This is a genomic window from Chryseobacterium carnipullorum, assembly GCF_900142785.1.
Lineage (GTDB): Bacteria > Bacteroidota > Bacteroidia > Flavobacteriales > Weeksellaceae > Chryseobacterium > Chryseobacterium carnipullorum.
Genome location: NZ_FRCD01000034.1, coordinates 1 through 11,517, shown reverse-complemented (window position 1 = coordinate 11,517; position 11,517 = coordinate 1). Strand labels below are relative to the sequence as shown.

Sequence of the window (11,517 nt, the reverse complement as noted above, 5' to 3'; positions counted from 1 at the left end):
TATAATTGCCGATTCTCCGGAAATTCGTTGCATACTCCGTCAGCATGATATTTTTTTCATAGTCCGGAAGTTCCTTTTCAAGCAGAATAATCCGGCTGTAATCCGTGAGCTTCAGCTTTTTTTTATCCGCTCTTTCTTTTAGCTTTTTCATTTCCTGAACTGTAAAACGAAGGGCTAAACGCTCCGATTTTGGGGCGTTGAGTTTCGGGCGACCTCCGAGCTTACCCCTTTCTCTATATTGGTTTTGTCTATCGGTCTTCTCAAATTCTTCTTTAAAAAGAGATTCCCAATCCTCTATATTTTGATCTTCCATAATTCAGCATTTTTTTATATCTTAGGACTCTAATAAATGTTTTTTTCATCATTAATTTTTTGGTTAATGATTGCAATCAGCTCTCCTTTTTGGGAGAGCTTTTATTTTTTTCTCCTTTGTTTTTTCCGACCATATAAAATCTAACTATGTAGGTCTATACTTAAAAAGTGTACGGTAATCCTACGCGGTTCTGCTTTCCCTTTTCGACGAAAGGAGAAAAGCAAGTTGTCCTTTTGTGGCGAAAATCGGAGATAAAACGTAGTGGAATCGTAGGTTTTTGACGTCAAAAGGTACTACTTGCCATTACTATATACATAATTTTTACCACTAATTTACACATTTCTGCATTACCACGCAACACAGGCGCATTTTTTATCAGAGTACAGCTCACCAGTTCCGGAAGATCGCCCAGCTCTACCCACTCAGAAAATGACTTAAAAAAAGTAATACTTCAGATCAGCTCACCCCTCAGAACCGAAATAAAAACACTCCAAACATTCTGCAAAAAAATAAAGGGGAAAAATAGAAAAGCTGAAGGAAAAAATCAGCACCATTCCGGAAACGGTATCGCTCCGATCACAGCACCGGACAGCTCATCATTTCAGTACTCAAATAATAGAATTTATCTATCACAAATTATTATGCAAAGCATAGTAGTCGCCCGCCCAAGCCAACTTGTAAAAAGTTTGTTTTTCGTTTTTTTGTTTTCCTTTCACTCCGCATGACAGAATGACAGGAAAAATTTTCGTTCCAATAGATCAGATAAAATTCCTTTTGAGCAAACGTATTTTTTAAAATATTTATTATTTTATCTATTTTGTTATTTTAAGACCTTATAACTATCTATTACACAAATGATTACATATTTAAAAACCAGTTTTTATAAGTTAAAAACCAGTTTTTATAAGTTAAAAACCAGTTTTTATAAGTTAAAAACCAGTTTTTATAAGTTAAAAACCAGTTTTTATAAGTGTTAAAACATATATTATAAAACAGTATTGTTTTTATTATTGGTTTTTATATATTTGTATAATAATCTTGATATTATGGAATTAATGGACGTCAGCAAAAACGATAAACTAATTTATCAACACAATGTTATTACTTCAGGTCGCTATGACTACTCTGCCTGTATGCTTGATATTCTTTTTATGGTGCTTTCCTGCCTTGAAAAAGATAAATTGGAATACACTATCCATGTTCATGATATCGAAGCGATAACAGGCCGTAAATGGAATTTAAAGCAATTAAGGGAAGCGACTGAAAGTATAGGCTCTCGGATGTTTGAAATTGAAACTCCGAAAAAGATTTCTCAATTATGGTTATTCTCAAAAGTTGATTATTTAATTGGGACTGGTTCTTTTTCAGTAAAACTAAATGATGAAGCTCTGCCCTATTTTTTTGAACTGAAAAACAATTTTACTGCTTTACAGTTAAAATCCGTTTTAAATTGTTCCTCAAAATATGCAAAACGCTTATATGGTATTGCTTGTCAATGGCGAAGTATAGGAAGTAAGCGTTTCGAAATTGAAGAACTTAAAAAAATGCTCGGACTGATCGACAAAAAAGGGAATGAGCAGTTTGAAAGAATAAGCCAGTTCAAAGAATATGTTTTAGATATTGCTAAAAAACAAATTAATGAAAATTCAGATATTGAGATTGATTTTGAACTTAAAAAGAAAGGTAGATCTTTTGAATGGGTAACTATACATATAAATTCTCAAAAGTTTAAACAGTTAGAAATTGATTTTGAAAAACCTTTAAATGTTCAAAAATTCATATCAAAACTTGTTACTTATGGCTTAAATCAGGAACAGGCAGAGTTGATTGCCGGAAAAGAAAAAGAAAAGGATTTTGACATCTTAATTACAGAACTGAACGAAAAGATCAGACAGAGAAAACTGAAAATTGATAATTCTGTGGGTTACTTGATTGGTGTATATCAGAAAAAAAAAATATTACCCGTAAAAAATTAAAGCATGAAAAATTATACAACTAAAGAGGTTGCAGAACTTTTCGGCGTCAGCGAACGGACAATTCAGCGACACATAGCGACACTCATAGAAACTTTAAAAATACCCAATAATAAAGGCTTTACAATCCCAGAAGATATTGTAAACCTGCTATTGTCGCGACACTACAACGACAAAACAACGACAGACAGCGACACAGAAAATTCAGAGTTTCCACACGTTGAATATTTTACTGAAGAAGAATATGAGGAATTTAAAAAACGTATAACAGAATACCCATTTTTAAAAGAACAAATTTCCATTTCAAAAGAATATTTAGAAAGTCTAAAATCACAAATAGAATATTTCCGGATGTCTTACCATAGGCAGTTAGACATCCACGAAAAACTCATTGAAAGTGTAAAAGAACGCAACTTTATTGAAGCGAAGGAAAAAGGATTAGATCACTAATCCTTATCCTTTTTCTTCTTTTTCAGATTAGTAATTTCCTTAACTACTTTAATAGTGATAAATATCACTCCCAATAACTGATTAATCAGTTCTAAATCAAAATTATTCATTGTATAAAATTTTTAAAATTCATTGCTCAGGGTTTTAATCCCTGAAAACGGCTGACTTCAAATATAACCTCACATTAAAGCCTTTGCCGGTTTGCTTAATTTCTTCTGGAACAAATAGAAAAAATCTTCAGTTCTCCCGAAAGGACACGTTTTTGTATTTCTCTATAAATACCATGAATAAAGACTTTGCAAGTATATTGTATGGTTTCTAATAAAGTTGTGACGCATTCGGAGCATGGTTGTGAGATAAAGATAAATTTTGCTGATATCGTCTGTTCCGTAAGGTATCACCACCTTTCAAAAAGTTCTGTTACATTAAAATAGTCACCATTTTTTTGACCCAATTTTGCGTAATTCTTTTGCCTGATAAATTTTGAACTAAGGAGCAACGAATGACAAGCGTTTTGAAAAAACGAGCAGTCTGAGGAAGTGACGGCTGAAAAATTTCACTGGATGGATATTTAATTTTTCTTTCTTAAATTCGCACCAATAACATTTACGGTAAAAAATTAAAGCATTTGCTTTCTTGTCTTAGAAAACTGGCACTTCAAAGAACACAAGAATATGCAATGCTCACGTTCCGGCGTGGGTTTCTATGTTTATTTGTGTTCGGGTATGCCAGTACCTCTAAGGCAGTAGACATAGTTCCACGCTTTTTTTGTGCCTAAAAATCAAGTATGAAATGAATCAGTTTAAAATACGACACATTTTGTCGCTGTTCTGATATAGTTTTACCGTAAAATACTCGAAAAAATATGGGGTTTTTTACCTATTTCGGAAATGAATATTTTTATTTATAATTGTCGCCAAAATCACAATTCACACAATGAGAAATTTTTATTTTAAATACTTTTTCCTCTGTTTAGGCCCTTTGGGATTCGCCCAGATTCCTAAGTTCCCGACTATGGAAAATCCCAATCCCTCCACTTTTCAGAATTATTCTGATCAGAAATTTACCAATCTGAAAATAATACTGTTCCCTCAGTTCTCCAGAACTACAACAGTACTCCTCAATCATACCAACAGGATGTAAAAGATATCAGGCGGTTTGAACAGGAACAGACAGAAGCCGAAAGAGCTGTACGTTTTTCAATAAGTTTGTGTATTCAAAACGTAATGCGTAACTTTACAGCATACATTTTTTTTCACAAATAGCAAAAAGTAATGATATATTCCATAACGCATAAAGGATTAAAAAAATACTGGACGAAAGATGATGTTAGTAAATTACCTTCAGAAATGGTTGATAGAATACGTGAAATTTTAGATATTATTGATAATGTTGAAGAAATACCACAAGATTTTGACCCTTTTAAGGGGCTTAGATTACATCCATTAAAGGGGAAATTAAAAGGTTTTTGGTCTGTGGATGTGACAGGTAATTATCGCATTATTTTTAGATTTGAAAATAAAAATGCTTATGATTTAGATTTATTAGATACTCATTAAGAATTGTAGAAACTGTAAAATAAAATTTTAATTATATGAAACCTTTAATCCGTGCTATTAAGCACAATACGCATCCTGGTGAAATTATTTCGAGCCAGATTATTAAACCCAATAAATTAACTGTTGAAAGAACTGCTAAACTCTTAGGTATTACACGACCCACTTTATCCAATATTGTTAATGGTAAAAGTGTAATTACTCCCATTATGGCAATAAGAATTTCCAAAGTTTTTGGTGGTAATGCAGAGTTTTGGATTCGCTTACAAACCTCTTATGATTTAAGAGAAGCTGAAAAAGAGTTTAAAGAGAAGCATATTGAATTAGATAAATTCGAATTTGCTTAGATATTAATAATAAATTTGTTATATTATAAATAAACAAAAAAGACAGAATTCTAAAAAACTGTCTTTAATTAAGATAACAATATAATTCTCTCTCATCAGAAATGATAATCTAAAGATAAAAAAATAATTGTAAATTCAGTTACTTAAAAAGTAATATTTTATGTACAAAGATATACATATAGGCCATTTAATCTTAGTAAAATGGAAAGAATTAGATTTCTCTATTGAAAGGGCTTGCAATTTTTTTAAAATAAGTAAAACAGATGTTGAAAATATGTTCTCACAAAAATCATTAGACACCGAGTTGCTCTTGAAATGGAGCAAATTACTAGAATATGATTTTTTCAGAATATATAGCCAACATCTTATTCTTTATTCTCCACCAAGTAAAAGAACCAATGCTGAAAGTTTGAAATCAAAAAAACTTCCGGAATTTAGAAAAAATATTTATACACAAGAGATCATTGAATTTATATTAGAGCAAATAAACTCTGATGAAATGAGTAAAAATGAAGTAATAGAAAAATATAAAATTCCAAAGACTACATTACATAAATGGATTAGTAAATATTCAAAATGAGACCAGATTATAAACGCATCTATCTTGATATTCTTCAAAAAAAATATCCAGAAAAACTTGATGAATGCAAGCCAATTGTTTTGAATAATAATCTTTCATCAATAGATATAAATAAACTTAATGAAATTATTTTTGGAAAAAAAACAGAGAATCAAAAATTTAAATCTTATAAAAGATCAGATATATTAAAAATTTTAGATTATCAGAAAAAGCATAAATTAAATAACATTCAATTGGCGAAACATTTTAAGATGAGTAGAAATACAATAACAAAATATAAAAAAATCTACAAATAATTTTTTAAAAAATTATTTGTAGATTAGTATGAGCGAACAATTTTAATCTTTTTTTTAATAAAAATCTAACCACACTATATAGTTAGATTTTATTTTGAAATTATTTATAATATTTACTTATCTTTTAAAGATTGGGACAAATTAATCTTCTCTTTCTCTATAAATTCTTCAGATTTACCGTTATTGTCTACTACTACATTAAAATTGTCTTTTTCTGCATCAAATAAAATAGTAGTGTGAAATAAAGGGCACTCGTGTTGTTTACATCCAGTTACTTTATAAATTGTATTTTCAGAAACTATTGGTGTTTCTGTATTAAAGTTTTCTATAATCTCTTTATACTTACTCCCTACAATTTTTTTTAATCTTTTTGATACTTCAACATTATCAAATAAATTAATTTCATGAGGGTATTTTCCTACATTTTTTGTTATAGCATTTTCATATAGTAATTTAGAACTAATAGAATCATTCACTTTTTTAATCGTGTTGGAGCCAATATCTTTACTTTTTTTATCGTTGCAAGATAAAATAATCAAAAAAGACATTAAAGAAACAGTTAAAATTTTATTTTTCATTGTATTAAATTATTAGTTCTATCATTATCGAAAATCATTCAAAAAAAATATATAGACTTTTCAAATTTTTCATTCATCCAAAAATAATTTTCAAATGGAAAAATTTACTGTTAAAAAACATTAAATTTGCAAAAAAAACATTATGAAAAATAAATTTACTCTACAAAAAAAACTTGCTAGACCTCTTAACACGATTATATTTTTATATTTCTTAATTTTTAGTAATCATCTATTTGCTGATGGATCAAAAGATCTTTATCCTAATGGTGTAACAGGTTTACGTGCATATCTCCGTTCTAGCACACAGGCAACGGAAAATTGGCCATTCCCGAATGAAGGAATTCATTATGTTTATGCCAAAGAAGGAGAGAGAATTACTTTGGCTTCTAGTTCTCAAATTAATGGTGGTAATTCTAAAATTCGCTTATATGCTCCCAATGGATCAATTGTAGTTAACAATAATACTATTGCTGGACAAATCCCCAACAGATCATCAGAAATAGCTGGTCCTCAGTTATTTGGTCAAACAGGTGGAAATAGATATACTCCAATATATTATCAAGTTCCTGCAAATGGTGCAGGTATTTATAGAATTGAATTTGTTTCAAGAGGTACTGCAGACCCTCAAGCTACATTTAATGCTAATGACAACTGGGTACAAGATGATAAATCAGGTATTATGGCATGGGACATTTCTGTGATTAACCCTAACAATACTGCTTTTATTTCTGGACGGGTTTATACCAATGTACTAAACCTTAGTCTTGGTTTTACCAATGTTAATAGTAATGGATTTTATGGTATTGTATATCCGCTTACTAAGGATGGGTATACATATCAGGTTAAAAATAATGGACAAAATGGAATTCATTTTACTTTTTTTACAAATAATAATGGATTTTTAAATCAGAATAACCAACTGCCAGTCTACAAAAGTTTAAATGGTTCAACTCCTTCTTTTTTAAATGGGAAAGTACATAATCCTAATGATGCAGATACTCAAAAGAATATTACTCATAAAATTTTCTATACAAAACCTGCCACAGATTTGCCTTCTTCATCTGTAGGAGCAGTTCCTAATGGAAATACTTGGCTAAAAAACCCAGTGACAACACCCAATGTTAGTAATGTATCTGTAGTCGGAGTAGAAGGTACTAATGGACAAATAAGCAATAAAGGAGGTTATATAAAATTTAATGCAGATGTACAAGGTAATTATAATATTACTATAGAAAGTACACCTACAAACCCTAACTTTGTAACAAGAGTTCTCACAGGAGCTTCTTCTGCTGGAGCAAACCAAATTTACTGGGATGGTAAAGATGGAAACGGAAATGCTTCGCCTGTAGGTACGTTCCCTGTAAAAATTACAATCCGATTGCAAGGTGCTGAAGTTCATTTCCCCTTTATAGATGTGGAATATAATAGATTAGGAATTATTATAGAACTGTTAAACTATGCTAATCTAAATCAGGTAGTTTCAGATATTGTTTACTGGAATGATGTTGACATTCCTAACGCAAATTCTGGAACTTCTTCTTCTCCTAAGAACAATAGCCACCTTCCACCAGCTAATAGTATAGGTATTAGCAGTAACGCTAATGGACATAAATGGGGGCTCAATGGAAATGGATATACTGATACTTTTGGTAATGAAAAATCAATCGACACCTGGACTTTTATTAAAGCTCAAGAACAAACAACAAACTCCCAAGTGGTTGTTAAAATCGCTGATTTAATGATTAATTCAGTTACCCCAAATAACATTATTGCCTATGATGGAGATCAAATTACCTATACTATAAAAGTAAAAAATGGCGGACCAAGTAATGCATTAGGAGCTCCTTTTACATTTAAAATTCCTAATGGATTAATGCCACAAACCATTACATTTTCTTCAAACAGTTGTGGAAACGAAAGTGTTCCTTTGAATTATAATCCTGCAACAAATTCATATTCTTCAAAGCTCAATCTTCCTAGTAATTGTGAAATTACCTATACTATTACTTTAGTAGTTAGTAATTCTGCTATTGCAGGAACCCAACTAGTAGTAGCTTCTATTTTACGTCCTAATGATATAACAGATCCAGATGCAACAAATCCTGATATTATGATCCCTCCTACAGATGCTCAATATGAATGTTCCAATAATGGTTTAGGAGGATCTTGTAATAATATCAAAACAAATAATACAGTAATGGTATCTCTTGTATGTTACAATCCTATAATCAATAATAATATTGGAATCCCTGCTAATTTTGGAGTAACATTATTGAAAAGAGCCGGAGCAAACAATGGAGGTTGGCCAATGAACAGAAATTCTGCATATATGGTTTTGGAATCTAATACTAAAGGATTTGTGATTACAAGAATGACTTCAGATCCTACACAGACTTTCGCTGCAAATCATATTAGTAAAATTACTAATCCAATAGAAGGAATGATGGTTTATGATATTTTCGGTAAATGTTTGAAAATTTATGCTGACGGGGATTGGAAGTGTTTCTCTAAACCTGCTTGTCCATAATAAATATATTGTTAATTTCTAATATGTTTTAAATTAAAAATTTATATAATGAAAAATTTATTTATCATAACCGCATTGATATTATCTGGGATTGTTTATTCTCAAATAATCGTTGGAGATGCAATAGGAACTGCTCCTATCAATAACAAATCATCAGTACTGTTAGAATTCGCAAATACAAACAATAAAGGAATTTTATTACCCTACGTTAGGCAAAAAACAAGTATCCCTACTGAAGGATCAATAATTTTAGATGTTACTGATCCTACTAATGCAAGAATAAAATTTTTTAATAATACCCCTTCTACTACAGATCATTGGACTGATCTTAGTGGCCAAGGTGCAGATGTCAGTTTCTATTTAAATAGTCAACCTACAATGTCGCAAATAACGGAAGACAGTAATGCTAGATCCATTATAGGAGCAAATTTTACAACAGTAAATGATGGTGTTCTAGTATTAGAATCCTCTACTAAAGCATTAGTGTTACCTGTAGTTTCCGATGTTAACAATATTCCAAGTCCCTCACCAGGAATGATGGTTTTTGTAAACAAAACAGGTACAAAACGATTAGCTGTTTTTAATGGTAGTAAATGGAGCTTTTGGAAACCATAAATATTGACTGTTATAATTTATTATCCTATTTCTACCATACCAAACTTGGAAATATGAAAAAGCCCGGTCAAAAAGCTTAAAAAACTAATAATAAAAATAGACAGTCTTTAGAACTGTATAAAAACATAAATTTCTCCCGAATGTATGTTGAGAGAATTTATAATTCTCCTCAACATACATGAGTAGGCGAAGCCGATTTATGCGCAATCTATTAAATCCAAATACCTTAACAGCTTCTCCCTGTTCTCTGCCGGAGATTGACCCGGATATTTTTTTATTCGATTCTCACAGCATTAGAAAAGCTCTTTATACTTACCGTATTGTTCAATTCCCATTTTTTCTATAATAAAATCTTCCATGTGAATATCTCTTTTTTCTCTCACGTAACGGGTAAAGGATAAAATGCTTTTACAGGTTTCAAATCCTTTGGACTGCATATCTTTTCTAATATTTTCTTGCAATCCCTCTAACCACTCCGTATAATCCTCAAAACTTGGTTCTATGGGTAAATTATGATATAGATAACTGGCGTTACCATAAGAAAATAATAAGGAATGATATTCTTTGTCTTTATCAGCAAGATTATTAATAAAATTTTCCTGTGCTGTATTGTATTGTTCTAAGGGATGTTTAGCGCTTATCATTTTATAAAGATAAATTTTCAGGTCTGTTTATAGTCGGAAAAAACATCACTTTTTTTGTTTTGCTTTATATCCGTTGCCGTAATCTATAAGGGATTTACTGTCTTCAGGATTAGTTTTCTTCCATTCTTTTAACACTTCATTCTGAAACTGGTAATTTTCCCATTGCTCCTTTGATACGATAACATTTCCGTCCTTGCCGATTTCCTGAAGGACTTCGCTCCTGATCTCCTGTTTTGTCCTTACGCTCTCTTTATACCATTTGATTCCGGAATATGCCCCGAAAATACCCAATCCCCAACCTGAGAGCATGACAAATAAAGAAGTATATAATACCGGCTTGTAATGCTTAAAATAATCTTTGTAAGATTCGAGCTTCTTCAGATCTTCCGGAGATATACCTACCTCAATACCGGAAACATTTTTTTTAAGCTCCTGTACTTTCCGATCAAAGATGTCGGAGACCTCCATACTAAGCTCCTGCATGGATGCAGATTCGGAATTGAGTTGTGAGATTTGCTTTTCAAGTGCGCTTGTCGTTATTTTTAACTGTTCCAGTAGTTCCACAGGGTTAAGCCGCGGAGAACTGGCATTTTGATTGTTGTTCTGTTCTTCCATAATTTTTATATTTTGTTTACTACTTTATAATGACATTCCTCTGTCTTTGGTAATATTCCTGGTTACACTTTTTGTTACTTCCAATGCTATGTTTTTAGGAGTAAGTTTTGTAAGTTCCAGGGCGATTTCCTTAATCTTTAATTTCGGGTCGATATCGCTTAATTTAAAACCCTGTTTCGTTACTTTTTCCAAAACGGATGGATTCATATTGATATCGGATTTCGGGATGATCCTTGCGCCGTTTAAGCCTTTGGAGTTCTCACTGATCTGCATAATATATCCTCTTTTATCCATTCTCGAAACAAGATCGCCCAAGCTCCGGCTTTGCGATTTTTCCTGAAGAAGTACGTTTTTGATTTCTGCTTTCTTCTCTCCGGTGATCTCCTGTGCCGTCTTCCAGTTCCGCTCCTTCGATAATACTTCAGCGTGTTTAGAAGCTCTTTCCCCTATATTGTGGCTCGTTACCTGATTTTTACCGTGAAAATCTATCCGGTTCGCTATGATATGCAGGTGCTTATCGTCTGTACTTTGGTGCAGATGCACTAAATATTGATTGTTTTTACCTATTCCCTCCTTTTTTAAATAATCCTCTGCCAGTTTTCCCCACTGCTCCAGAGTTAAATCTCGGCTGTATTCTTTGGGGGGCGATATCACAGCAGTAACGTATTTATTCTCCGTTCTTGTATTCAGATCCGCAACCTGTTTAAATTCTTCAAACAGTTCTTTCGGCTTCTCTCCCGATAATCCGTTCCTGCAGACTTCCACGCTCTGCTCCTTGTCGCTCTGTTGGTACTGGATGGATTTGGAGCTTACATTCCTTGTAGATGCAGAAATTACCATTTGATCTGTTTTTTAATGCCTTTTATAGTGTCTTCAATTTCTTTGAGCAGATCTGCTCGCTCCTTTTCGGTAAACATTTCTTTCTTCATATAATTGCCGATTCTCCGGAAATTCGTTGCATACTCCGTCAGCATGATATTTTTTTCATAGTCCGGAAGTTCCTTTTCAAGCAGAATAATCCGG

General features: G+C 32.0%; 14 protein-coding genes and 1 pseudogene. 9 read left to right on the top strand and 6 right to left on the bottom strand.

The annotated features are described in order from the left end of the window. A partial coding sequence (locus BUC06_RS22955; RefSeq protein ID WP_139263425.1) for a plasmid mobilization protein occupies positions 1 to 313 on the bottom strand: 313 nt, incomplete at its 3' end. A gap of 1,046 nt (positions 314 to 1,359) precedes the next feature. Here BUC06_RS22955 and BUC06_RS22950 point away from each other — a divergent pair. The 7 genes from BUC06_RS22950 (at position 1,360) to BUC06_RS22920 (ending at position 5,515) form a co-directional block, all read left to right on the top strand. After that, a complete protein-coding gene (locus BUC06_RS22950) occupies positions 1,360 to 2,289 on the top strand; it encodes a replication initiation protein (protein ID WP_073336923.1) in 930 nt (309 codons plus the stop codon). Between the two features lie 3 nt (positions 2,290 to 2,292). Further along, positions 2,293 to 2,736 (top strand): HTH domain-containing protein, encoded by a 444-nt coding sequence (locus tag BUC06_RS22945; protein WP_073336921.1) that lies wholly within the window; start codon positions 2,293 to 2,295, stop codon positions 2,734 to 2,736. 936 nt (positions 2,737 to 3,672) lie between these two features. Continuing rightward, positions 3,673 to 3,879 (top strand): hypothetical protein, encoded by a 207-nt coding sequence (locus tag BUC06_RS22940; RefSeq protein ID WP_062703497.1) that lies wholly within the window; start codon positions 3,673 to 3,675, stop codon positions 3,877 to 3,879. Positions 3,880 to 4,010: 131 nt separating this feature from the next. Next, positions 4,011 to 4,295, top strand: a complete 285-nt coding sequence (locus BUC06_RS22935; RefSeq protein WP_062703495.1) for a type II toxin-antitoxin system RelE/ParE family toxin — start codon at positions 4,011 to 4,013, stop codon at positions 4,293 to 4,295. 35 nt (positions 4,296 to 4,330) lie between these two features. Continuing rightward, the gene (locus BUC06_RS22930; RefSeq protein ID WP_062703493.1) at positions 4,331 to 4,639 is read left to right on the top strand and encodes a HigA family addiction module antitoxin; all 309 of its coding nucleotides are present in this window, start codon (positions 4,331 to 4,333) and stop codon (positions 4,637 to 4,639) included. A 160-nt stretch (positions 4,640 to 4,799) separates the two neighbouring features. After that, positions 4,800 to 5,219 (top strand): transposase, encoded by a 420-nt coding sequence (locus tag BUC06_RS22925; RefSeq protein ID WP_073067011.1) that lies wholly within the window; start codon positions 4,800 to 4,802, stop codon positions 5,217 to 5,219. Further along, positions 5,216 to 5,515: a transposase gene (locus BUC06_RS22920; protein WP_073336919.1), complete on the top strand. Its 300-nt coding sequence runs from the start codon at positions 5,216 to 5,218 to the stop codon at positions 5,513 to 5,515. The genes BUC06_RS22925 and BUC06_RS22920 overlap by 4 nt, the downstream gene beginning before the upstream one ends. A 113-nt stretch (positions 5,516 to 5,628) precedes the next feature. Here the strand turns inward: BUC06_RS22920 and BUC06_RS22915 are convergent, their stop codons facing one another. After that, positions 5,629 to 6,093 carry a hypothetical protein gene (locus tag BUC06_RS22915; RefSeq protein ID WP_062703508.1) on the bottom strand — a complete coding sequence of 155 codons (465 nt, stop codon included), beginning with the start codon at positions 6,091 to 6,093 and terminating at the stop codon, positions 5,629 to 5,631. A 142-nt stretch (positions 6,094 to 6,235) separates the two neighbouring features. Between BUC06_RS22915 and BUC06_RS22910 the strand changes: the two genes are divergently transcribed. Both BUC06_RS22910 and BUC06_RS22905 read left to right on the top strand, forming a co-directional pair. Beyond that, a complete protein-coding gene (locus BUC06_RS22910) occupies positions 6,236 to 8,620 on the top strand; it encodes a DUF11 domain-containing protein (protein ID WP_073336917.1) in 2,385 nt (794 codons plus the stop codon). A gap of 48 nt (positions 8,621 to 8,668) precedes the next feature. Continuing rightward, positions 8,669 to 9,235, top strand: coding sequence for a hypothetical protein (locus BUC06_RS22905; RefSeq protein ID WP_073336915.1), 567 nt, complete (start codon positions 8,669 to 8,671; stop codon positions 9,233 to 9,235). 293 nt (positions 9,236 to 9,528) lie between these two features. Here BUC06_RS22905 and BUC06_RS22900 read toward each other — a convergent pair whose 3' ends face one another. From BUC06_RS22900 to BUC06_RS23980, 4 genes and pseudogenes are all read right to left on the bottom strand, one after another. Next, the gene (locus BUC06_RS22900) at positions 9,529 to 9,879 is read right to left on the bottom strand and encodes a hypothetical protein (protein WP_073336913.1); all 351 of its coding nucleotides are present in this window, start codon (positions 9,877 to 9,879) and stop codon (positions 9,529 to 9,531) included. A gap of 45 nt (positions 9,880 to 9,924) precedes the next feature. Continuing rightward, positions 9,925 to 10,494 (bottom strand): hypothetical protein, encoded by a 570-nt coding sequence (locus tag BUC06_RS22895; protein ID WP_073336912.1) that lies wholly within the window; start codon positions 10,492 to 10,494, stop codon positions 9,925 to 9,927. Between the two features lie 24 nt (positions 10,495 to 10,518). Then, on the bottom strand, positions 10,519 to 11,334 hold the full coding sequence (locus BUC06_RS22890) for a relaxase/mobilization nuclease domain-containing protein (protein WP_073336910.1): 816 nt from the start codon (positions 11,332 to 11,334) through the stop codon (positions 10,519 to 10,521). Next, a pseudogene (locus tag BUC06_RS23980) lies at positions 11,328 to 11,517 on the bottom strand (plasmid mobilization protein); the annotation flags it as partial. The pseudogene BUC06_RS23980 and the gene BUC06_RS22890, both read right to left, overlap by 7 nt.

Excerpts from the sequence above, each read along its gene's own strand:
- BUC06_RS22910 (WP_073336917.1), top strand. The coding sequence starts at position 6,236 with ATGAAAAATAAATTTACTCTACAAAAAAAACTTGCTAGACCTCTTAAC.
- BUC06_RS22945 (WP_073336921.1), top strand. The coding sequence starts at position 2,293 with ATGAAAAATTATACAACTAAAGAGGTTGCAGAACTTTTCGGCGTCAGC.
- BUC06_RS22905 (WP_073336915.1), top strand. The coding sequence starts at position 8,669 with ATGAAAAATTTATTTATCATAACCGCATTGATATTATCTGGGATTGTT.
- BUC06_RS22925 (WP_073067011.1), top strand. The coding sequence starts at position 4,800 with ATGTACAAAGATATACATATAGGCCATTTAATCTTAGTAAAATGGAAA.
- BUC06_RS22915 (WP_062703508.1), bottom strand. The coding sequence starts at position 6,093 with ATGAAAAATAAAATTTTAACTGTTTCTTTAATGTCTTTTTTGATTATT.
- BUC06_RS22950 (WP_073336923.1), top strand. The coding sequence starts at position 1,360 with ATGGAATTAATGGACGTCAGCAAAAACGATAAACTAATTTATCAACAC.
- BUC06_RS22890 (WP_073336910.1), bottom strand. The coding sequence starts at position 11,334 with ATGGTAATTTCTGCATCTACAAGGAATGTAAGCTCCAAATCCATCCAG.
- BUC06_RS22940 (WP_062703497.1), top strand. The coding sequence starts at position 3,673 with ATGAGAAATTTTTATTTTAAATACTTTTTCCTCTGTTTAGGCCCTTTG.
- BUC06_RS22900 (WP_073336913.1), bottom strand. The coding sequence starts at position 9,879 with ATGATAAGCGCTAAACATCCCTTAGAACAATACAATACAGCACAGGAA.
- BUC06_RS22895 (WP_073336912.1), bottom strand. The coding sequence starts at position 10,494 with ATGGAAGAACAGAACAACAATCAAAATGCCAGTTCTCCGCGGCTTAAC.
- BUC06_RS22935 (WP_062703495.1), top strand. The coding sequence starts at position 4,011 with ATGATATATTCCATAACGCATAAAGGATTAAAAAAATACTGGACGAAA.
- BUC06_RS22930 (WP_062703493.1), top strand. The coding sequence starts at position 4,331 with ATGAAACCTTTAATCCGTGCTATTAAGCACAATACGCATCCTGGTGAA.
- BUC06_RS22920 (WP_073336919.1), top strand. The coding sequence starts at position 5,216 with ATGAGACCAGATTATAAACGCATCTATCTTGATATTCTTCAAAAAAAA.